The following is a 22,877-nucleotide window of genomic DNA, read 5'->3' as shown; positions in this document are numbered from 1 at the left end:
CGTTGAGGACATCTTTGCGAAAGGAGATGCGGGGTCGACGCCATGCATGACGCCGCACGGTTTCCATACCTGCGACATCAATGTGCGGCGCCCGCCGTGTGGAGTGTAGCTTGGCGGATCTGCTTGAAAACCCACATGCGCAATCGATCGAGGATGTTGCGACAGCCCTCGACACCGATGCCGGCAGGGGGCTCGATCCCGAGGCGGTGCACAAGCGCCGCGATCTCTACGGCCCCAACCTGTTGCGCCGGCGGGCGACCAAAAGCGCGCTCACCATCCTCCTGCATCAGTTCGAGAGTTTCATCGTCTGGCTTCTCGCAGCGGCAGCGGCTCTCTCTTTTTTCCTCGGGGATATCCCCGAGGGCGTCGCCATTGTCGTCGTCCTGGCAATCAACGGCGCCATCGGATTTTTCACCGAACTGCGGGCCGCGCGGTCACTGGAGGCGCTGTTGCGGATCGCCATGGTCCGCACCCGGGTGCGCCGCGATGGCCACGAGATGGAGGTCGACGCGCGCGACCTGGTACCTGGCGACCTGGTGGTCCTCGAGGCGGGCGATATGGTCACCGCCGACCTGCGGCTGATCGAAGCGTCGAACCTGCAATGCGACGAATCCGTGCTGACCGGCGAGTCCGTGCCGGTGACCAAGCACATCGAGGCAGTACCCCCGGAGGTCGGGCTCGGCGATCGCCTGAGCATGGCCTTCAAGGGCACCGCAATCACGCAGGGCACCGGCGAAGGCATTGTTGTGAGGACGGGGATGAGGACCGAGCTCGGTCGCATCAGCGACCTCGCGCAAAGCGCCGAGGGCGAGGCGCCGCCACTCGAGCGGCGGCTCGACCGACTCGGCCATCGGCTCGTCTGGTTGACCCTCGCGCTGGCGGCATTGACTGTCGGCCTGGGCCTCCTGCGGGGCCATTCACCCATAGATATGATCCAGACCGGGATTGCGCTTGCCGTAGCGGCCGTGCCCGAGGGTCTGCCGGTCGTGGCGACGCTGAGCCTAGCCCGCGGCATGTGGCGCATGGCAAGGCGCAACGCGCTGATCATGCGGCTGTCTTCGGTCGAAACGCTCGGCGCGACCACAATCATCCTGACCGACAAGACCGGCACGCTGACCGAGAACCGCATGACGGCGGTGCGCTATCTGCTGGCGGGTCAGGATGTCGAGGTCAAACCCGAGGGGGGTGCGCTTTCATTCGCGGCTGAAGGCACGCGCCTCTCGCTCGAGGACGATGCGCGGCTGGCCTGGGCGCTGCGCATCGGAGCGCTGTGCAACACAGCGTCGCTCGGCAACGGTGCCGATGGGCACTCGGGCGACGGGCGTGCCGGCGACCCGATGGAGATTGCGCTGCTGGCCGTCGCGCACCAGGCGGGTATGCGCCGCACCGAAATGCTGGCCGACTACCAGGAGGAGCGCGAGCACGCTTTCGATCCGGACGCCAAGATGATGGCAACGGTCCACAGGGCAGGGGAGGCGCATGTCTTTGCCGTCAAGGGCGCACCCGAGGCGGTCATCGCCGTCTGCGACAAGGAGCTCGGACCCGACGGACCGCGTCCCCTTGAGGACAAGGGACGCAGCGCGTGGGAAGACCGCAACGCAGCGGCTGCCAGGGAAGGGCTGCGGCTGCTGGCGCTCGCCATGAAACGGGCAGATGCCTGCGACGCCGATCCCTATGGCGGGCTCACCCTGGTCGGGCTGGTCTGCCTGCAGGATCCCTTGCGCGCCGACGTTGCCGAAGCCATCCGTGCCAGTCGCCGGGCGGGCGTGCGGGTCGTGATGCTGACCGGCGACCACGCCGAAACTGCCGAGGCCATTGCGCGCGCTGCGGGGCTTGGCGATGGCGACCTCAGAGACATCCGGGGCGATGAACTCGAAAACATCGATGCGGACCATTTGGACGACGCCATGCGCGAGCGCCTGCTCGCCGCCGACGTCTTCGCCCGTGTGTCGCCGGCGACGAAACTGACGCTGGTGACGCTCTACCAGCGGGCGGGGCACGTCGTGGCGATGACCGGCGACGGGGTGAACGATGCGCCGGCCCTCAAGAAGGCCGACATCGGCATCGCCATGGGCCAGCGCGGCACCCAGGTTGCCCGCGAGGCGGCGCACATGGTGCTCAAGGACGACGCGTTCGGCACCATCATCGAGGCCATGCGCCAGGGGCGCGTCATCTTCGCCAATATCCGCAAGTTCGTCGTCTACCTGATGTCGTGCAATGTCAGCGAACTGCTGGTCGTCGGGCTGGCCGTCGGCATGGGCCTGCCGTCGCCGCTGCTGCCGCTGCAGATCCTGTTCCTCAACCTGGTCACCGATGTCTTTCCGGCCTTCGCGCTGGGGCTGGGCAGGGGCGACGACACGGTGATGTCGCAGCCGCCGCGCGATCCGGCAGAGGCCATCGTGGACCGTTCGCGCTGGATCCTGATCGGCTTGCTCGGCGGGGGCATCACCCTGTCCACGCTTGGTGCCTTTGTTCTGGCACTGTTCTGGCTGCAGCTTGCGGCCGCCAATGCGGTGACGGTGGCGTTCCTGACGCTGGCGCTGGCGCAGCTCTGGAATGTGTTCAACGTGCGCGACCCGGCCGGCCGCTTCCTCCGCAACGACGTGACGCACAATCCCTATGTCTGGGGCGCGCTCATCCTCTGCCTTGCAGTGATTGCATTGGCGCTCTGGCTCCCGGGTCTATCCGTCGTCCTCGGCCTGCCGGATCCCGGCATGGCGGGGCTGCTCCTCGCCGCAGCCATGAGCACATTGCCCCTTGCCGTTGGCCAGATCCTGCTGCTGGCCATGGGCCCTGGTTGGCTCGCATCCCGCGGGCGGGCGTGAACGGGCGTGGCGTGGCGGGGCCGTGAGGCGCGGGCGAAGCACGAGCCGCAGCCATGGACTATGAATTGGGCGCATTGATCCGAAGGCGACGTCGAACGTCTCCGCAGGGGGGCTTAAGATACTGACGCATTCAAAGGAACTGGCGGAGAGAGAGTCCGCCATTAGATAGACTGAGAAGGTCTGAGGTGCTCTGGGTACTCGCCGCAAGTTGATGTAATTGCATGATATACCGACGTTTCTTCGTATCAAGAGCTATGGGGATGACTGAGAAGATATGGGAGTGTAAGGTGGCCCATAAGGTGGCCGGAGTAAAGGTCACTGATCGCGTCTGCCATGGAGACCTGGACTGTGGCCTCAGCAAAAGACCCAATGACTCCGCTCACCGGCCGTAGTCGTGCCGAACGGCGCCTGACCACCCGACAGGTTGAGACCTTCGGCCCCGGCATCTACCACGATGGCGGCGGGCTATATCTCCTCGTCTCGGACACCCGGCGCCGGTGGGTGCTTCGATACAAATCTCCGCTGACCAATAAAAGGGTTGAGATGGGGCTAGGTGCCGCCAAGCGGGCGGCCAAAGACCCGACTGGCGTCACGCTTGATGAGGCCCGGACAAGCGCACGGCAAGCACATGACCTGCTCAAACAGGGTCTCGACCCTATAGCGGAGCGCGACAGACGAGCCGCAGAGATTGTCGAGCAGGCGTCCAAAGCGCCCCCCAAAACGTTCGGGCAGTGGGCAGAGGAATGGATCGACCTAAACGTCACCCGCAACACTGCCGAGCATCGCAACGCAAAGCACAGAGAGCAGTGGCTGAGCACCATTGGGACCTATGCCAAACCCCTTTGGGACAAGACCCCCGACCTGATCACGCAGGAAGACGTGCTGGAGATTCTGACGCCGCTCTGGACTCGCGTTCCGGAAACCGCGAAGCGCGTGCAAGGGCGACTGGAGAGGCTGCTAGACGCAGCTGGAGTCGTCGGGCTTCGAGACAAGTCGAAAGAAAATCCTGCACGCTGGAAGGGTCACCTGAAACTGGTCCTACCTGCTCGGCCAAAAACATCTCAACGGCACCACCCGGCGCTGCCCTACGAGAAGGCCCCGGCCGCCGTTGCGGCGCTGCGGGAGCGCAACGGCGTCGCCGCGCGTGCGCTAGAGTTCTTGATCCTCACCGCCGCTCGGTCGGGAGAGGTTCGCGGCATGCGGTGGAACGAGTTGGACGGTGACCGCAAGGTCTGGACCATACCGGCCGAGCGCATGAAGGCCGGACGCGAGCACCGGGTGCCACTCACGGATCGGGCACGGGCAATCCTGTCCGAGATGGACATGCTGCGAATGAAGGATCAACCAGCTGATGGCCTGGTGTTCCCCGGTCAAAAGACAAGGCGCTCCAAACTGGACACGCCCCCGCTATCCGACATGACGCTGAGCGCCGTGCTCAAGCGCATGCGGGAGGGTAAGGGCGACGAGGCCGAAGCGATGCGCGGGCTTCTCCGGGATGCCCGTGGGGACGACGTGGTTGTCCACGGCTTCCGGTCCACGTTCCGGGACTGGGCCGAAGACGCGGCACGGTTCCCCGCGCGGGTTGTCGAGGCCGCCCTTGCCCATACGATCAAGGACAAGGCTGAAGCCGCATACCGGCGCGGCGATGCTTTCGACCAGCGTGTTGAACTTATGGCGGCTTGGGATGCCTTTCTGGGCAGCATCGGGGGTGTCGGCGCGGAGGTCGTCCGTCTGTACCACAAGCGGGCATAGGTTCACGCACCAAGGCCTCTCAGATCTCAGCGGCTCGGTCCTTAAAGACTGGGCCGCAACTCTTTTTGCTCCGTCCGTCAGGAGCCCCAACTTCGCTCTGACAAATCACCGACTCGCCTGTTACCCGAGTTGCTCCAACAAGCGCAGGAGGACGATCAGCAATGTAAGCGACTGGCCCATAGTCGGGCCGCTGGAGAACTGACGTGACCACCCTCAACGACCGCCTGATCCCAATCTATGAGGTCTCTGCCATGACTGGCATCCCTCAGTCGTCAATCTACGAGCTTGTTCGCGCTACGCACGCGGGCGCCGGCACCTTCCCCCGCCCCATCAAGCTTGGCCCGCGCCGCAGCCGCTGGCGGGAGAGCGCAGTGCATTCCTGGCTTGCAGAGCAAGAGGCCGCTTCGAAGCGCGCGTAACCGATCAAAGAGGAAAGCCCGCCACGCGCCGACTTAATGGCGAATGACGGGCTGGGCACCGAGAACATGCTTAATAACACAATCGAAACCGCTTCGGCGGGACCTACTTTGAACCGGCACGCCCGTCGTGCGGCTGAGTTTGAAATTCGTGCTGAGTTGGGCTTCGCGCCCACCAAAGAGAACGTCGCGGCGCTTATCAATGACGCGCTCGCGAGCGGTCTTGTGGCCGCCGAACTCCGCTTGGTTCTGGGTGCAGCAGCGCAGGAGGTCCTGGGCGGCACCACGCCTCCAGAAATGGCCTACGCCGCGCTTCTGGCAGCGTCCCGCGAGAGCGCCAGCCAGAAGGTTCTTTCGTGGCTGGGCAACCTCTACGACCCGGACACGGTCATTGAGTTGAGCGCTCTGGATGAAATGACCGGCCGCACAAGGCGCATTTCGTACAGCGGGCAACTCGGTGACCCGGCCCAGTTGGAGCGTATGCGGAGCTTCATTGCAGAGCACTTCGGGCGCCGGAACCTCTACGCCGGCATCAACCCGCGTCCTACGGAGTTCGCTGGCGCCCCACATCAGGCAAAAGCCACCGAAATTCCGGAGCGCCGGTATGCTGTGCTTGACTTCGACAATAAGGACGCACCGGAGGACGACCCGAGGCATGCAAGCATGCTCGCTGCGCTGCGCTTGCACCAGCCGCTGGCTGAGGTGATGACCGGCAACGGCACTCATCTCTGGTTTAAGCTTGCACCGGGCGCGCCTGTTGATGAGGCCAGTAGTGCCGCGCTCGGCAGCGCCATGAAACCTCTTCGTGCCGACAGCAGCATGAAGAACCCGGATAGGATCACGCGTCTTCCGTGGACCATCAACGTGCCCACCGCGATCAAAAAGAAGCGCGGGGCGGGGGTGTCCCTGGCCAAGATCGTCAGCCCAGTGGACAATACTTCCCCCGTGCGGTCCGTGGACGAACTGATCGCCGTTTGGCGCGGACACACTGCAACGGGTGAAACTGGGTCGGCGTCCGTGCTGGCAAAGGTGAGTGAGAGGGTGGGCGAGAAGAGGCCCAGCCCCGCCCCGAGTGCCGACCTGTTGCGTCTCGCGCTGAGCCACACCCCCAACCAGTCCGGCGGCCATTTCGACGACCGCGACGAATGGACTTCCTTTGGGCACGCGGTGAAGGGCGCGGCCGTTGCGGCAGACGTGGAGAGCGAGGGTCGCGAAATCTGGCTAGAATGGTGCGAACAGTGGGGCGGCGATCCCGATAAGAATGCCGAGTTCTGGGATACCTGCCGCAACCCACACACGGGTTGGGGCACGATTATGCAGACGCTGGCGGCCCTCAACCCCTCGGGGTACGAAGTAGTCGAAAAAGCCTTCCGGGCCAAACAGTTGGCTGACCTTGCGTCTGCTCCTATTGACCCCGTCCAGCTCGCACAACTCGCTGCGCTGGTGCCTACTGCCGAGCCCGGCGTCCCACAATGGGTGACAGACCTCAACAGGGAGTACGCCCACGTGCTGTCCCTCGACCGCGTGGTGGAGGTCGATGAGCGGGGAATTACCGCGCAGCACACGCTCGCCGCCTTCAAGGCATTTCATGACGGTGCCGACCGGGTGGGACGCGTTGGCCTCGGAACGGCTTGGCTCAAGTCGTCGGACGCGCGCCGTTACAAGAGGGTCGGACTGTGGCCGGTCGGAAAAGAACCTGCTGACTCGTTGAATCTTTGGCACGGCATCCCCACCCGCTCCGGCTGGCACAAAGACTCTCGTGCGGCGCCGCCTGTAGACTTGCTTTCGCCAATTCTGTCCTTTGTCCGCGACGTGATCGCTTCCGGCCGTCCTGTAGAGACAGACTACGTCCTCGATTGGATCGCATTTAAGGTGCAGAATCCTCTGTCCGCCCCCGGAACCGTGCTCGCGTTGGTGGGGCAACAGGGCACCGGCAAGAGCACACTCGCAGAAATGCTCATCGACATTTTCGGCCGCCACCACTCCGTCACCGCGTCGCAGGAGCGTCAGATGGCTGGCAACTTCAACGCGCACTTTGAAGGCAAAGTGCTCGCCGTGTTCGAGGAGGCATTCCTGGGCAAGGACCCCAAAATGGCCGGGCCATTCAAGGACCTTGTCACCGGTTCCCGGCTGCACATTGAGGCGAAGGGGCGGGACCTCCGTGACGCTGACAACATGCTCGCAGTCGTTCTGACCTCCAACAGCGCTGCGGTAGTCCCTCTTGAACCGGGGGACCGCCGGACAACCTTGCTGCGGGTGTCCGATGCGAAGCGTGCAGACAATGCCTACTTTGGCGAGCTTCGTTCCGTCTGGACAAACGGGGGGCGCGAGGCCTTCATCGAGTTCCTCATGGGGCGCGACGTGGCGAAATTCGATCCCAGGCGGCCGCTCAATACCCCCGAGAAAGCAGCGGCGTTGGCGGAGGCGGGAGATATCATCTCGCGTTTCTGGGCGGATGCACTGGAAACTGGCTTTCTTCCTGGCGCCGTGTCCAACACGCAGGATTGGGCGGCGGGTGCCATCTTCAGTAGCAATGCAGACCTCTATGCAGCGTTCACGCGCTTCGCCCAGGGCGCGGGCGTCACTCGGCACCTGCCGTCTCAAATCGAGGTGGTTCGGCGCATTGGTGAGATGTGCCCAGGCCGCAAGCCACATCGTCCCCGTGTAAACGGTATTCCTGTCAGGGGCTTTGAGTATCCGGCCCTTGGCGAGTGTCGGGATGCGTTCTCAAAAGCGGTGGGCACGCCCAGCCCGTGATCCAGTTATGATCCAATCCTGATCCAGCCGGAGTGCTCCCGTGGAACGGCCGGCACGAGGGGGGATCAGAGTGGATCAGTCGCGGATCAGCGGAAGCCCTGCAGACCTTGGAGTTTCTGACTACTGATCCAATGATCCACTGATCCAAGAGGGAAGTCACAAGAGAGTAGTTCCTGACATCATAGTCAGAACTTTCATGGTTCCTGACTGTTTTGGCAGCGTTTTCTAGAGGTGATGAAAGCGCGTGGATCGCCGGAACACTGGATCAAGCACAGGGGATCCCCGGTGCCCAAGATATGGCCCACGCAAAGTACGAGGGCCGCCACAAGTTGAACCGGGGAACCAGATGACCAGCCCATTCGCGAAAACCAAACCTTGGCAGGACAAGGTGCTCGAACTCGCCGTGAAGTGGTTCAAGACCGGCGCACCCACCCGTGCCGAGTGGGACGAGTGGACCAAGGCCACCTACGAAGCGTACGAGGACCGCGAGGCGTCCCGCTGGGACGGTGAAGACAGCATCTTCGAGGACGGCTACGCCAACGGCCAGTCTAGCCGTGACGAGGAAGTGGAGTACTGGCAGATGGTCGCCCGCGACGGCCCGTGACGCGCCAAGCAGACCATCAGCCCCCCAACCAGAAAGGAGGTGTCCATGACCCCGTTTCCGGGCTCGCGGTGAGCCCGTAGTTTCGGAGATACAAATGCCTCAGGACAGCCCCGACTTCCACGTTCCGTTCCACCCGACACTTGACATCAACCGCCCCACTCGCCGCCGGGGGCGTCCGGCGACTAAGGAAGCGTTGATCCGCAAGGGCCGCGAAGCACTTACTCGGACGAGCCGGGATGGGCTGGCGCATTGCGATGGCTGCCGCCGCGCAATCCGCACTGGCGAGCTTGTTGTGATCACCGCTGGCATGGGACGCAAGTTCGCGCGCCTGTGTTCCAGCTGCTATGACTCAGGCAAGGCGCGCGGCCTCCTGGTTGGAGTCGCGCAGTTGTCCCCAGACATCACCCTGCCGGAAAAGTCGCGGCAGCACTAGGCGCGCGACCGCAGAGCGCTGACCATGTCCAGCCAGCGGCGCATCGCGGCGTGGTGTTGGGGACGGTCCAGATAGCTCTTCAGGGTCCCGATCACCGCTCTCTGTTCGACCGCGGTGCCGCACAACTTCAGCAGCGGGGAAAGCACTTCCCGCTGCTCATACGCGACCATCGCCAGGGCGGTGGCGTCGTGTTGATCCTCCGCCGCGCGGATGACCGGCACCGGTTCACCGGCCACGACACGGGGGCCGTCGGCGTTGTTCCGCCGGGACCAGTGCGGCGGCGCCTCTGCCGTCCACATCGGTCGACCGATACCGAGTTGCGACGGATCATAGGTCGGTGGGGGCGGTCCTGCATCCCGCACCCGGCGCGGATACTCATCAAAGACCACCCGCGCCCACTCATCATCGCGGCGCCCGTCTACTTGAAGGCGGCGGTAACGCCACCGAAGCCAGTCAAGCACGGCCGGGGGCACCGGTGTGTCGAGCCGGGCAAGCCCGGACACGGTCTGAAACCGGCGCTCGTGTTTCCCGAGGTCAATAGTTTGTCCGGGTGTCCACGGGTCGCGCCGCCAAGCGTTGCGCAGTGCATTGATGGCCCGCCGCGCCTCAAACCGAGCAAAGTCCTCGTGGGAAAGCTTGCCCCTGGCCAGAGCCTCGAACTGCCGCTGGCGATGGGCGCGGGCGGCGTGAGGACCTGCATGCCGCAGGCAGCGCGCGCCGCCTACCAGAGGTGGCTGACCGCAAGTGCCTCCGCCACGAGTGCGGGCACCACAAGTCTTCTCTGCCTGCCCCCCTCGGCGCACGGCCCGAGACGCTGCAGCGAACGTTACTTCATGACCCTGAGAATAAAATCCGCCCGCGAGTTTCATTGCGCCAGACCAACTGTGATGTACATGTCATCTTATCTGATTTGGGGACCGCCAGCCTGAGAAACTCTATGTACGCCCATGTCGACGTGAGATTATCCATACTCTGGAGTAGGCACATCACTGTGCTTTTTGACTTTTTGTGAGGGCCGTCGGTGTCCGGTGCGTGTGCAATTTCCATTAGCTTCATGAGTTTCGATTGAATGTCGGCCGCTCGCCAACTAGCTTGCCCGCAATCCCACAGAGCACCTTAATTGGCCGATTTCTGAGCACGTTGGAGCGCAAACACTTGACGAAGACATTAGGCCGACATGCGGGGTGGCTGAGACGTGATTGAAATACTTGATGCCCTCGTTGAGGACACATTGGATCTGAACAGTAAATTGATACTTTTGACCGGGGCGCCGCAATCTGGGAAGAGCAGTCTCCTCGGAAAGCTTGCTTTGCGTCGGCAGGCGCGAGTTCTGAACGCTAGCGCTGCTCTTGGCCGCGAGCTCCTTGCTATTCCTAGTATGCAAAGACATTTGCGGGCAGCCGACATGTTGAAGAACCTCGCGGACGACTTTGCCAGCCATGGGCTATTGCTCATGGACAACATCGAGCTTCTTTTTGACCGGACGCTGCAGCTCAGCCCGCTCGACTTACTGAAGCGACATGCTCATGCGCGCCGCGTCGTTGCAGTATGGCCGGGAGACCTTCGGGAAGCCCGACTTTCCTACGCTACGACAGGACATCCAGAACATCAGGACTACGGCACAGACGGCCTGGTCCCGTTCAAAATTCATTGAAGGGGGAACACGGGATGCCGATGCGTTATGGCGATCTCATTCAATTCGAGCCGATCGAGTCGGTCATTCAGCTTCTGGACGCCAACCGCCCAGACGAGGCGAAGAAGCTTGTTTCGACCTACGTCATTTCCGACGACATGGCAGAGCGGATTGCGAGGCTCATAATTCCCCAGCTCTCGTTCGACGCGGCGGTGGACCATATGGGCGTGCTGGTTGTCGGCAATTACGGGACCGGCAAATCGCACCTGATGTCAGTGCTTTCGCTGGTGGCAGAGGACGCCGCCTATGTCCCGATGATCCGCCATCCAAAGGTCGCCGAAGCCGCAGCTGCGATCGCTGGAAAGTTCAAGGTACATCGGATCGAAATCTCCAGCCAGATGTCACTTCGAGACATCGTCACGCAGCAGCTTGAACTCTTCCTGGAAAGGCACGGCGTCAGCTACACTTTCCCGCCAGCCGAAAAGGTGACCAACAACAAGGCGGCATTCGAAGAAATGATGGCAGCGTTCGCCGAGGGTCACCCGAACCATGGCGTTCTTCTCGTCGTCGACGAGTTTCTGGATTATCTTCGCTCTCGAAGGGATCACGACCTCGTTCTCGACCTGTCGTTCCTGCGAGAGATCGGCGAGGTCACGAAGCACCTCCGCTTCCGCTTCGTCGCCGGCGTCCAGGAAGCGATCTTCGACAGCAGTCGCTTCCAGCACGTCGCCGATAGCCTGCGTCGTGTGAAGGATCGCTTCACACAGGTCCTTCTCGCCCGGCAGGACGTCAGCTTCGTGGTGGCCGAGCGGCTCCTCAAGAAGACAGCCGATCAGCAGAACAAAATCCGGACCTACCTTGCGCCGTTCGCCAAGTTCTATGGCTCGATGAATGAGCGCATGGATGAGTACGTCCGGCTTTTTCCGGTGCATCCTGATTACATCGGAACGTTCGAGCGCCTGGTGTTCACCGAAAAGCGCGGCGCACTGGTCACGCTCCGGGATCAGATTCAGGCCGTCCTCAACAATGAGGTGCCCGACGATCGACCAGGGCTGATCGGCTACGACAAGTTCTGGGAAACGGTCACGTCGAACTCCGTCCTGCGCTCGGATCCGAACATCGGGCCTGTGCTCAAGGTGTCGGAGGTCCTGTCAGAACGCGTGCGGAAGGCGTTCACCCGACCGACCTACAAGCCGATGGCGCTTCGGATCATTGACGGTCTCGCGGTCCATCGCCTGACGACGGGCGGGGACATCTACGTTCCCGTCGGCCCAACCGCCGAGGAACTCCGTGACACGCTCTGCCTGTTCCAGCCCGGAATCGAAGATATGGGTGGAGAACCGGAAGCCGACCTGCTGTCACTCGTGCAGACCGTCCTGCGGGAGACGCTGAAGACCGTCAACGGCCAGTTCATCTCCAAAGCGCCGGACACCGAACAATACTATCTCGATCTGAAGAAGGACGTCGACTACGACGCCCAGGTCGAGAAGCGCTCTGAAGCCCTTTCCGACGATGCGCTGGATCGCGCCTACTACAGCGCCATCCGACAGCTTATGGAGCGCACTGACGAAACCACCTACGTGACGGGCCACCAAATCTGGCAGTACCAGATCGAGTGGCAAGACCGGCGCGTCGAACGCAATGGTTACCTCTTCTTCGGCGCGCCCAACGATCGGCCGACGGCTCAGCCCGAGCGGGACTTCTACATCTATTTCATTCAGCCGTTCGAGCCGCCGCGGTTTCGAGACGACCACAAAGCCGATGAGGTATTTCTTCGGCTGAAGGGGCTCGACGATGCGATCCGGCGTCATCTCTCTTTCTATGCTGCCGCTCAGGATCTCGCATCGACCGCCAGCGGCGGTGCGAAATCCATCTACCTCGACAAGGCCAAAGACGCTCTGCGTGATATGAGCAAGTGGCTGCAGGAAAAGCAGATGGCGGCGTTCGAGGTTACCTATCAGGGAAAGACGAAGACCCTGCAGGAGTGGACCAAGGGCGTCTCGCTGCGCGACAAAGCCCGGCTTGGGCCGGAGGAGCGGATCAACTTCCGCGACGCCGTGAACGTCATCTCCGGCCTGGCACTGAACAACCAGTTCGCCGAAGTGGCGCCCGAGTACCCCACCTTCTCCGCGCTCGTAACCGAGTCAAACCGCAAGCAGCTCGTCGGGAACGCCATCCGCGCGCTTGCAGGCGGGAACCGCACGAAGGACGCGGTCGTCATTCTCGACGGGCTGGAGATGCTTGACGGCGATCGGATCGACCCCACCCGGTCTCGGTACGCACAGGAGGTGTTGACCCGGCTCAGAGCCAAAGGGCATGGCCAGGTGCTGAATCGCGGCGAGTTGATCAGCGGCGACGCCGACGTTGAGTATTTCGCCCCGATCAAATTCCGCCTCGAGCCCGATCTTCTGGCCACCGTTCTCGGCGGACTGGTCTATGCCGGCGACATTGTCCTGGCGATCACCGGCGACAAGATCGACTCCGGCAAGATCACGCTGCTCGCCGAACGGCCGCTGGACGAACTTAAGCAGTTCAAGCACGTCGAGGCGCCGAAAGAGATTAACGTCGCCGTCCTCCGCTCGCTGTTCGAGATGTTGGGTCTGCCGCCCGGTCTCGCCCAGCAGGCAACGCAAGGCTCCGACGAGCCTGTCAAGCTGCTCCAGGAGGAGGTCGGGAAGCTCACGCGGCGCGTGCTCAGCGCGACCACGGACATGACCGGCAGGTTAAGCTTCTGGGGTCAGCCCCTCTTGCGGGAAGAAGAGATCCGCGACTGGCGTACCAAACTTGATGCGCTAAAGACCTTCTCGGAAAGCTTGGCACCCTACAACACGGTCGGGAAGCTCAAGAACCTTCGCATCGGCTCCGACGACATCGCGGCCCAGAAGAAGAACCTCGAAGTCCTGGAAGCCGTCGAGGGGATGCTGGAGCTGGTCACCGAGCTCGGCGCAACGGCCAGCTATCTATCGCAGGCCGAGATGGTCCTGTCGGCGGATCATGCCTGGGCGAAGCAGGCGCAGGAGACCCGGAAGCAGATACTCGACAAGCTCGCTTCGGATCGCACCGCGCAGCATGCGGCCGAGTACCGGCAGACGCTGGCCCGGCTTAAGAAGGACTACATCACCGCCTATGTCGGGCAGCACAGCAAGGCGCGCCTTGGGGTTACGGAAGAGAAGACGAAATCTGCCCTGCGCAAGGACCCCCGGCTCGTCGCGATGCGGGCACTGGCTGGCATCTCTCTGATGCCGACCAGCCAGCTCACGAGCTTCGAGGATAAGCTGGACAAGCTGAAAAGCTGCGCGTCGCTGGTGGAGTCCGAGCTCTCGGCCAGCCCGGTCTGCCCGCACTGCAACTTTAGGCCCGCGAACGAGCAAGGCGACCTGCTTCCAGCCGCGAATGTGCTGAAGCAGCTCGATGACGAGCTTGACCGCCTTCAGGAAGGCTGGGTGCAGACGCTGGTCGACAACCTCGAGGATCCGATCATTCAGTCGAACTTCGAACTCCTGAAGGACTCGTCGCGCAAGATCGTCACCGGCTTTGCCGAAACCAAGACCCTTCCCGAGTTCGTCACACCCGAGTTCATAGCTGCCGTTCAGGAGGCGCTGTCTGGTCTTGAAAAGATCAGTGTTGCCCAAGAGGACATCAGGAAGGCGCTGCTCCAAGGTGGGTCGCCGGCCACGCCCGAGGATCTGCGCAAGCGCTTCGAATCGTTCCTGAACGACCGCTGCAAAGGCAAGGACACGACCAAGCTGCGCTTCGTGGTCGAATGATCGCTCGCCATCTGGAAAGAGAGAACCAATGAATGATCAACTGACGATGGCGAGCGGGAAGACGAGCGGCCCAGTCGAGTGCCTTGGAATGACGTTCCCAAGCGAGGACGCGCGGCGGGAGCATTTTCTGGAGCTGCTGGCTGAGAAACTGAGGGATCCGGCGTTCCGGAACCAGGAGGGCTTTCCGCAAGGATCTGACGACGCGATCCTGGCCATGTCAGATCCGCCATATTACACGGCATGCCCCAATCCGTGGCTTTCAGATTTTGCGACCAATTACGGGACAAACTACGATCCGTCCGCGCCATACAGCAAAGAGCCATTTACCGCCGATGTGAGCGAAGGAAAGAACGACCCCATCTACAATGCTCATAGCTATCATACAAAAGTGCCGCATAAAGCAATTATGCGCTACATATTGCATTACACTAAGCCTGGTGACCTGATTTTCGATGGATTCTGCGGAACCGGTATGACGGGAGTTGCTGCGAGCCTGTGCGGCAATCGAAGAACGATCGAGGAGCTCGGATATCGAATTGCGCATGATGGAACTATTCTAACACAAGAAAACGTGGAAGGACGTTTGGAATGGATACCGTTCTCTGAGCTTGGTTCCCGCAGAGCAATACTAGCTGATCTCTCGCCAGCTGCCACGTTTATTGCACAAAACTATAACGCTCCCGAGGACATCGACTCATTTGGTGCGTTGTCCAGAAAAATCCTCGGAAAGGTGGAGGACGAATATGGCTGGATGTATGAAACTAGCCACGGCGGTAGCGCAGCGACTGGGCGGATAAACTACACGGTTTGGTCAGACGTATTTACCTGCCGTGAGTGCACGGGCGAAGTGATATTTTGGCGCGAGGCAGTTGATCCAATCGGCGGGCAAGTAAAAGATATATTCCCGTGTCCGCACTGTTCTGCCGAGCTGTCGAAGCGCAATATGGATCGTGCCTGGACTTCCAAATTAGACATGGCGCTTGGAAAAATTGTCCGCCAAGTGAAACAGGTTCCAGTCCTGATCAATTACTCCTTTGGCGGAAAGCGATATGAAAAGGATCCAGACGAACTAGATTTTTCACTTATAGAAAAAATTGACGCCGAAGCATTTCGGCACCAGTTTCCCGTGGACGCAATTCCTGATGGCGACAAAACTGGTGAGCCGATTAGAATTGGTCTTACTAATGTGCATCATCTTTACACAAAGAGAAGCCTTCTAACTTTTTCAGCTCTTTATTCTCGGGCAGATTCTCCACTTACAAGATTAGCATTGCTTGGCGGCTATACAGTCGGACTAAAGACTGCGCGCTTTCTTCCACTGCGCTGGATTCAAAAAGATACCGGTCCAATGAAACCGCATACGGCCGGTACAATGTATATTCCATCCATTTCCGGAGAACAGAACTGGCTGAACATATTTCAGAGCCGGTGTGCCGCATCAGCGCGAGGCGTTCCGCCGGTGACTGACTCTAGGCGGAGCATTATATCGACTGGATCTGCCAGTAGGCAACATATTGGCGACTCGCAGGTTGACTACATTTTTCTAGATCCTCCGTTTGGCTCGAACCTAATGTACTCTGAGCTGAATTTTCTTTGGGAGTCTTGGCTCAAAGTTTTTACCGATACGAAACCGGAAGCGATCGAAAGTAAGTCGCAAGGCAAAGATCTGTTGTCGTATAGGAAGTCGATGACGAGATGTTTTTCAGAGGCCTACCGGATACTCAAGCCGGGCCGATGGATTACGGTTGAATTTTCGAACACGCAGGCCGCCGTATGGAATGCAATTCAAACATCGATTCAGGAAGCTGGCTTCGTGATCGCGAATGTGTCTGCCCTTGATAAGAAACAGGGCAGCTTCAATTCGGTGAACAACAAGACATCTGTAAAACAGGATCTAGTCATTTCAGCCTACAAACCGAATGGCGGCTTGGAAGAAAGGTTTAGGAAATCTGGTGGAACTGAACAGTCTGCCTGGGATTTTGTTCGCACTCACCTAACGTACTTACCTTCTAGTAAGACAAAGGGAGAGGTGTTGGAGTTCGTCTCAGAGCGGGATCCAAGGATCATGTTTGACAGGATGATCGCTTGGTTCGTTAGACATAATGTGCCTGTTCCACTCTCTAGCCAAGAGTTTCAGGATGGCCTGCGCACTCGCTTTTCTGAGAGAGATGGCATGGTCTTTCTTCCTCAGCAGGCTACAGAATACGATCGAAAGCGGGCCCGAGTCCCACATGCACCACAGATGGAGCTGTTCGTAGCGGATGAACGCAGCGCGATCGACTGGCTGACGGACTTCCTGAAAAGGCGTCCCTCGACCTATCAGGATATGCATCCAGAGTTTATGACGCAGCTTGGCGCTGGCTGGAAGAAGCACGAGGAGAAGCCAGAACTTTCAGCTTTGTTGGAGGACAACTTCCTCCGCTACGACGGCAATGGCGACGTGCCGAGCCAGATCCACAGCTACCTGTCTTCAAATTTCAAGGATCTCCGCGGTCTGGAGAAGGAGGACCCGCGTCTGAAGGCCAAGGCGAAAGACCGTTGGTTCGTGCCCGACCCGAGCAGGGCGAAGGACCTGGAGCAAAAGCGCGAGCGGTCGCTGCTGAAGGAATTCGAGAATTATAAGTCCGCCCCCGGACGGCGGCTCAGGGAATTCCGGCTCGAGGTGCTGCGCGCGGGCTTCAAGGCCGCGTGGGCGGCGAAAGACTACAAGACCATCATCGGCATCGCCCAGAAGGTCCCCGAGGAGGCGCTGCAGGAGGATGAGAAACTGCTGCTCTGGTATGACCAGGCGCTCACCCGCATGGAGGCTGATGCGTGACGCATGCGGGCAGCGGACACGGCATCGGCGAGTGGTGCTGGCATGAGCGACATGCCGCACCCTGCCGCGTCGTTGACCGGGAGGAGATCTGGGGCGAGACCGCCTATCGGGTCTGGCTGCCCGGCAAGGACGCCGTCGTTCGCGCCCGTTCACGCGACCTGAGCCCGCTCGACGCAGTCCAGCCTACGGTTGAGCAGATTTTGCACACTGCTGCGGCGGCGAAGCTTCTGGACGCGCTGGAGGACAACCTCTTGCTGGCGCCGATCCAGTCGAGCGTCGTGCCGCTGCCGCACCAGCTCTACGCGCTCAACCGAGCCATGAGCCGGGACCGGATCCGCTATTTGCTGGCGGATGAAGTCGGGCTCGGCAAGACGATCGAGGCTGGTCTCATACTGCGCGAGCTCAAGCTGCGCGGGATGGCAAAGCGGATCCTTGTGGTCGCGCCCAAGGGGCTGGTCCGGCAGTGGCAGGCGGAGATGCGGCTACATTTCGGAGAAAACTTCCAATTCATCGAGCCCGCCGAACTCTCCGCCTTCCGCCAATGGCGCAGCGACGAGGAAAACCTCTGGCGGCTGCATGATCAAGTAATCTGCTCGCTAGATTCCGTGAAGCCGCTCGAAGGCCGTCGCGGCTGGAGCCTCGAGCAGCTCAGCACCTACAATCGGGAGCGCTTCGAGGACCTGATCTCGGCGTCCTGGGATCTGGTCATCATCGACGAAGCCCACCGCATGGGCGGGAGTACGGATCAGGTCGCACGCTACAAGCTGGGCGCCGCATTGGCGGAGGCCGCGCCTTACTTGCTGCTCCTTTCAGCGACGCCGCATCAGGGAAAGACCGACCAGTTCCATCGCTTGCTGCAGCTGATCGACCGGGATTCCTTCCCGGATGAGAGCAGCGTGACGAGCGAGCGGGTGCGCCCCTTTGTGGTCCGCACAGAGAAACGCGTCGCGATCGATGCTGAAGGCAAACCTCTGTTCAAGCCGCGCATAACCCGGCTTCAGCCTGTTCCCTGGCAGGACCGGCATGCGGCTCAGCAGAAGCTTTATGAGGCTGTCACGGACTATGTCCGCCACGGCTACAACCAGGCCATGGCCGCGAAGCAACGCCACATCGGGTTCCTGATGATCCTGATGCAGCGGCTGGTGACTTCCAGCACGGCCGCCATCCGCACGACGCTCGAGAAGCGGCAGGCCTTGCTGGACCAGCCGCAGTTCCAGCCATCCCTGTTCGAAACGGCCGACGTCGATGAATGGACCGAGCTCGATGGCCAAACCCAGGTGGATCTCGCCGTCCAGACCAGAGGCTGGGAGATGGAGAAAGCCGAGGTCGACACGCTGCTCGAACTGGCCCGGTCCACTGAAGCTCAGGGCACGGACGCCAAAGCCGAAGCACTCCTCGAATTGATCTACAAACTTCAGCAGGAAGAGAACGATCCTGAGATGAAGGTGTTGGTCTTCACCGAGTTCGTGCCAACGCAGGCGATGCTCGCGGATTTCCTCGAAAGCCGCGGCTTCTCGGTCGCCACGCTGAACGGGAGCATGGATCTCGAAGCACGCGCGCGGGCTCAACAGGTTTTCTGCCGCGATGTCCGCATTTTTGTCTCAACCGATGCCGGCGGCGAAGGCCTGAACCTTCAGTTCTGCCATATCATCGTCAACTTCGACATGCCGTGGAATCCGATGCGCGTCGAACAGCGCATCGGCCGGGTTGATCGTATCGGACAGCCACATATCGTTCGCGCGATCAACTTCGTGCTGGAGGACACGGTCGAGCATCGTGTCCGTGAGGTCCTGGAAACGAAGCTGGCGGTCATTGCCGAAGAGTTCGGCGTCGACAAAGCCTCCGATGTGATGGACTCGGTCGAAGCCGAGCCCCTTTTCGACGAGCTGTTCGTGCAAGGCCTTCAGAACCCCGATGCGATCGAAAGCGAATGCGACGCCGTTGTATCGCAGCTCCGATCGACGATCTCAGAGAGCCGCAAGAGCAGCGAGCTTCTGTCCGATGGGCACGAGCTTGATGCAGACGCTGCCCGCAAGTGGCGGGACCACCCGGCGCAGTTCTGGCTGGAGCGGGCGATCACGACCGGGTTGCCCGCACGTGGCGGGAAAGCTGTCAAGGAAGGCGACGCATGGCAAGTGCGTTGGGCGGATGGCAGCGAGTCAGCCAAGGTCTGCTTCGACGCGAGAACAGCAGAAGACCGGCCCGAAATCGAATGGGTGACGCTTGAAGATCCCCGCGCTCGGGCTGTGATCAGCGATCTGCCGCGCTGCGTTTCGGGTCAACCACTGCCGACAGTCCGGATTGCAGGGCTTACTGACAGCGTCCGGGGCGTATGGTCGCTTTGGGAGATCAGCCTGTCCGCCGATGACTTCAGCCGGCGGCGTTTCCTATCCGTGTTTGTCAACGACGAAGGGCGTACCTTCCTGCCGACAGCCAAGCGGATCTGGGATCTTCTTCTCACGGAACAAGTCGAGCGGGTCGGAGCAGTCGCTGCGGGAGATGCCGATGGCTGGTTTGGTCGGTCAAGGAATGCCGCTCTCGCTCAGGGTGAGCGTATCTTCACCGATCTGGTCGAGGAGCACAGGACCCGGATCCTGGAAGAGCGCGAACGCGCCGAGTACGCCTACGAGGCGCGACACCAGGCGATCGGCCGGATCGGCCTCCAGACGGTTCGGGATTACCGTCGCAAGCGTCTGAAGTCCGACCATGATGCCCGTATGGCCCAGCTCGATGCTGCCGATGCGTACACGCCCGATCTCAATGCTGTCCTCATGTTGCGCGTCGGCGAACCGGCGCTCGGTGCATCATGAGCGCTTGGACAGACCGCATACTGCAGGAGTTTCCTGCTGATCTTTCCCGCTTCTGGATCGCGTGCGACCCCGACGATCTTCTGTTGGATGAGCGCATCCTTCACAGTCTTCGGGAACGGGGCTTCGAGGTGCTGCCCTTCAAAGACTCCGTTGCCTTCAGAACAGAATATGAAGAGCGCTACCGGGCCGCTTGGGATCGCGGTGACGAAGGGTCATCGAAGGCGCTCGTCTTGCAGCTGCGCGGGACAGATCTGAACACGCTGCCCTGGGACTATGTCCGCATGGGCCGCAAGGTAAGCCTGAGCCTGGCCGATCTGTTTCCCAGGCTGAGCTATGGTGTAATCCGGCAGATCGACTCGGAGCACCACGAAGCCATGTTCCTGGCGCACAACAAGCATGCCACACAGCCGCTCGGAGAAGGCGCGACCAAGGACTTCATCCTCACCCACATCTTCCGCATCAGCCCTTACCTGCTCAGCAGACCAGAGGACTTCTGGCGAGAGGTCCTGCGACTCCATTACCGTGGAGCCGGGCTGCCGGATCTGCTCGCGAGGCATGTTGCGGCAATATTGAAGGACACGCCCCTCGGCGACCTGCCCATCGCAGAGCTGCTCTCGACGAAGAGCTACATGGTGCGCACCGTGCAGGATGCATGGAGCCGCTTCTTGTCGCAGTACGGGATCCAGAGTGATCGTGCATCGAACGACGGAACTACAGAGGCGCTCGAACCGGTTTCGGTCCCGTTTGAGCATCCCGATGTCAGGGTCATCGTCGACACGATGTTTCTCGAAGGAGCCATTCAGCCGGTCGGTGTGCAAGGGTCTCTCCCGGCTGACTTGCCGGGGTGGATCAATGTGGGGCTGGTTGAAGATCCTCACGCGCTCGGCAACCTTGTCTCCGAAGGTGTGAAGAGGATCGCCGCCGATCTGCCTTCGGTCGCGTCATCGCATCGCGACTGGGTGGAGCTGGCCCGCCGACTTGGAGAGGTCATCTCCCGGTTCAATGGTCTGAGCGCGCAAACTGCTGAGCCGATACAGAAGCAGGTCCGTGCGCTGCAGCGCGACGTGGACGAGCGTTTGAAAGATTGGCTGTTCCAGCATTTCGCGGACCTGCCGTCTCTTCCAGCCGCGAAAGGGCCCGTGATGGTCCATCATGTGCCGCGGTATCTGGCATTGCGTCGGAGCGCCGGCGAAGAGCGGGTGGCGCTGCTTGTATTCGACGGCTTGGCCATGGATCAATGGACCCAGATCCGAGAGCATCTGACGGCACGCGTCCCCAGCTTTTCGGCGGATGAAAGCGGATGTTTCGCCTGGTTGCCCACTCTGACGTCGGTTTCACGACAGGCCCTGTTCTCGGGTCTCAAGCCCCGCGAATTCCAGAACTCGATCGAAACCACGTCTCAGGAACCTTCTCTGTGGGCCCGTTTCTGGCAGGAGAATGGACTTCGAAAGTCAGAGATCATTTACCAAAAGAGCCTGAAGCGGACTGAGCAACTGGCTGAGTTAGAGGAGGCCATCGCCAGGCCGACGACGAAGGTTGCCGGAATAGTCGTCGATATGATCGATGAAATCGTTCATGGGGCGATGCTCGGGAAGCGAGGTATCGCAGGGCAGATCCATGCATGGTGCGAAACTGGCTTTGTCGAGAAGCTCTTTCTGCTCCTCGCTGAGCATGGGTATCAGATCTACCTTACAGCGGACCACGGGAACGTCGACGCGGAAGGCATTGGACGACTTAGTCAGGGTGTGGTGTCCGAACTGAGGGGCGAAAGGGTTCGAACTTATCGCAGTGAATCCCTAGCATCTTCTGTACCGCCGGAAATCGACGCCTTCCGGTTTGATAGTCCCGGACTGCCGCCGGACTTCTTGCCGCTATACGCTGGCACGCGGGGAGCATTTGTTCCGAAGGGAGATCGAATCGTTGCACACGGTGGTATCTCTGTAGAGGAGCTGATTGTCCCTTTCATAAGAATAAATGTCACGAGCACTGCTTCATGAACTCGCCGTCCCCGCAAATCGGATTTGACCGCTTCATTCAGTTGGACTGGGCTGCAATCGCGCTCCGCATCAGGGTGGGCGTGGCCACTATTGAAGATCTCATGGAGGATCTGGGCTCGTCGCACGCTGGGCCGGCAGCCAAGAAGAAGACCAGAACTGTACTTAATCGCCTTTGGCTGGAACCGCGGCCTGACCTTGTCGATTTCGCAGATCGCGGCATTCGAATCTATCGCGATGCACCCGATACCACTGCTCCCGCACTGACCTGGGGTATGGCCCTCGCCACGTATCCTTTCTTTGGAAGAGTGTCAGAGATCGTCGGCCGACTGACGGCGCTGCAAGGCGATTGCACGTCCGCAGAGGTCCATCGGCGTATGACCGAGCTCTACGGAGAACGGGAGGGTACTCGCCGCATGACCAATATGGTTTTGCAGTCTCAGGCAAGCTGGGGGGCGATCGAACGCCTCGACGGGCGAAAGCGGATAGTTCGAACTTCGCCAAGAAATCCAGTCGGCACGAGATTGGCCATTTGGCTCATAGAATCAGGTTTGCGCTTCAGCGGAAGAGATACTCCTCTCGCCGGCATCCAGTCGAGCCCCGCTCTCTATCCGTTCGACCTATCTGCGGCGAGCACGTATTCTCTTGCCCAGTCCAAAGTGGTTGAACTGCGGGTCGACAGCGCAGGCAGTCAGATCCTAAGCCTAGACACTAATCAGCTGCTCCGGCGGCCGTGAAAAGTTCGTTTTTGACTAGATTGTCAAAAAGATTAGAAAGCCTCCGCTTTACGCTGCTCCTAGATAGGAACAGCGGCGAGCAATCCAGTGTAGCCGGGGGGGGGGGGGAGCGTCCGGGGATAGAACGGCCAGTGTGATGGCGACGCAAGCCTTAGTAGTGGCTCGCTGAGTGATTCCCGTACTGGGTGGCCAACCAGAAGCTTGCGTCCAGACACTCTGTGCACATGGTGGCATTACATTTCTGAAGGCTGCGGAAGCTTATCGAGACAGCTCTTGCCATGCTATTCCACGCCCCATCGCTGTTGCGACCATACCTCACAAGGCCTGCTTA

13 protein-coding genes are annotated in these 22,877 nt (G+C 60.7%); 12 read left to right on the top strand and 1 reads right to left on the bottom strand.

Features of this window, described 5'->3' with window-relative positions; translation table 11 throughout:
- Window positions 1–110 precede the first annotated feature (110 nt).
- The 6 genes from AC0L4C_RS02905 (at window position 111) to AC0L4C_RS02880 (ending at window position 8,787) form a co-directional block, all read left to right on the top strand.
- Window positions 111–2,825 carry a cation-translocating P-type ATPase gene (locus tag AC0L4C_RS02905; RefSeq protein WP_473402023.1) on the top strand — a complete coding sequence of 905 codons (2,715 nt, stop codon included), beginning with the start codon at window positions 111–113 and terminating at the stop codon, window positions 2,823–2,825.
- 369 nt (window positions 2,826–3,194) lie between these two features.
- Window positions 3,195–4,577 (top strand): tyrosine-type recombinase/integrase, encoded by a 1,383-nt coding sequence (locus AC0L4C_RS02900; RefSeq protein ID WP_473402022.1) that lies wholly within the window; start codon window positions 3,195–3,197, stop codon window positions 4,575–4,577.
- A 203-nt stretch (window positions 4,578–4,780) separates the two neighbouring features.
- Window positions 4,781–4,996 (top strand): helix-turn-helix transcriptional regulator, encoded by a 216-nt coding sequence (locus AC0L4C_RS02895; protein ID WP_473402021.1) that lies wholly within the window; start codon window positions 4,781–4,783, stop codon window positions 4,994–4,996.
- Between the two features lie 36 nt (window positions 4,997–5,032).
- Window positions 5,033–7,750, top strand: a complete 2,718-nt coding sequence (locus AC0L4C_RS02890) for a DUF5906 domain-containing protein (protein WP_473402020.1) — start codon at window positions 5,033–5,035, stop codon at window positions 7,748–7,750.
- Between the two features lie 346 nt (window positions 7,751–8,096).
- Window positions 8,097–8,354, top strand: coding sequence for a hypothetical protein (locus tag AC0L4C_RS02885; RefSeq protein ID WP_473402019.1), 258 nt, complete (start codon window positions 8,097–8,099; stop codon window positions 8,352–8,354).
- A gap of 94 nt (window positions 8,355–8,448) precedes the next feature.
- On the top strand, window positions 8,449–8,787 hold the full coding sequence (locus AC0L4C_RS02880) for a hypothetical protein (RefSeq protein ID WP_473402018.1): 339 nt from the start codon (window positions 8,449–8,451) through the stop codon (window positions 8,785–8,787).
- Here the strand turns inward: AC0L4C_RS02880 and AC0L4C_RS02875 are convergent.
- Entirely contained in the window at window positions 8,784–9,176 is a 393-nt protein-coding gene (locus AC0L4C_RS02875; RefSeq protein ID WP_473402017.1) for a hypothetical protein, read from the bottom strand. The two genes, AC0L4C_RS02880 and AC0L4C_RS02875, sit on opposite strands and share 4 nt — an antisense overlap.
- A gap of 806 nt (window positions 9,177–9,982) precedes the next feature.
- Here AC0L4C_RS02875 and brxF point away from each other — a divergent pair.
- Genes brxF through AC0L4C_RS02845 form a run of 6 tightly spaced genes read left to right on the top strand, consistent with a single transcriptional unit; the run spans window position 9,983 to window position 22,546 of the window.
- Entirely contained in the window at window positions 9,983–10,441 is a 459-nt protein-coding gene (gene brxF / locus AC0L4C_RS02870) for a BREX-3 system P-loop-containing protein BrxF (protein WP_473402016.1), read from the top strand.
- Between the two features lie 20 nt (window positions 10,442–10,461).
- Window positions 10,462–14,187: a DUF6079 family protein gene (locus AC0L4C_RS02865; RefSeq protein WP_473402015.1), complete on the top strand. Its 3,726-nt coding sequence runs from the start codon at window positions 10,462–10,464 to the stop codon at window positions 14,185–14,187.
- Between the two features lie 28 nt (window positions 14,188–14,215).
- Complete coding sequence (locus tag AC0L4C_RS02860) at window positions 14,216–17,005, top strand: DNA methyltransferase (protein ID WP_473402014.1); 2,790 nt, start codon at window positions 14,216–14,218, stop codon at window positions 17,003–17,005.
- On the top strand, window positions 17,002–19,815 hold the full coding sequence (locus AC0L4C_RS02855; RefSeq protein ID WP_473402013.1) for a DEAD/DEAH box helicase: 2,814 nt from the start codon (window positions 17,002–17,004) through the stop codon (window positions 19,813–19,815). The genes AC0L4C_RS02860 and AC0L4C_RS02855 overlap by 4 nt, the downstream gene beginning before the upstream one ends.
- Window positions 19,812–21,812 carry a BREX-3 system phosphatase PglZ gene (pglZ, locus tag AC0L4C_RS02850; protein ID WP_473402012.1) on the top strand — a complete coding sequence of 667 codons (2,001 nt, stop codon included), beginning with the start codon at window positions 19,812–19,814 and terminating at the stop codon, window positions 21,810–21,812. The genes AC0L4C_RS02855 and pglZ overlap by 4 nt, the downstream gene beginning before the upstream one ends.
- The gene (locus tag AC0L4C_RS02845) at window positions 21,809–22,546 is read left to right on the top strand and encodes a hypothetical protein (protein WP_473402011.1); all 738 of its coding nucleotides are present in this window, start codon (window positions 21,809–21,811) and stop codon (window positions 22,544–22,546) included. The genes pglZ and AC0L4C_RS02845 overlap by 4 nt, the downstream gene beginning before the upstream one ends.
- Window positions 22,547–22,877 lie beyond the last annotated feature (331 nt).

The organism is Devosia sp. J20-27, assembly GCF_055808595.1.
The sequence above is the reverse complement of the archived record's forward strand: the minus strand, read 5'-3'. Positions and strand labels throughout refer to the sequence as shown.

Excerpts from the sequence above, each read along its gene's own strand:
- AC0L4C_RS02845 (WP_473402011.1), top strand. The coding sequence starts at position 21,809 with ATGAACTCGCCGTCCCCGCAAATCGGATTTGACCGCTTCATTCAGTTG.
- AC0L4C_RS02865 (WP_473402015.1), top strand. The coding sequence starts at position 10,462 with ATGCGTTATGGCGATCTCATTCAATTCGAGCCGATCGAGTCGGTCATT.
- AC0L4C_RS02860 (WP_473402014.1), top strand. The coding sequence starts at position 14,216 with ATGAATGATCAACTGACGATGGCGAGCGGGAAGACGAGCGGCCCAGTC.
- AC0L4C_RS02900 (WP_473402022.1), top strand. The coding sequence starts at position 3,195 with ATGACTCCGCTCACCGGCCGTAGTCGTGCCGAACGGCGCCTGACCACC.
- pglZ (WP_473402012.1), top strand. The coding sequence starts at position 19,812 with ATGAGCGCTTGGACAGACCGCATACTGCAGGAGTTTCCTGCTGATCTT.
- AC0L4C_RS02880 (WP_473402018.1), top strand. The coding sequence starts at position 8,449 with ATGCCTCAGGACAGCCCCGACTTCCACGTTCCGTTCCACCCGACACTT.
- AC0L4C_RS02890 (WP_473402020.1), top strand. The coding sequence starts at position 5,033 with ATGGCGAATGACGGGCTGGGCACCGAGAACATGCTTAATAACACAATC.
- AC0L4C_RS02885 (WP_473402019.1), top strand. The coding sequence starts at position 8,097 with ATGACCAGCCCATTCGCGAAAACCAAACCTTGGCAGGACAAGGTGCTC.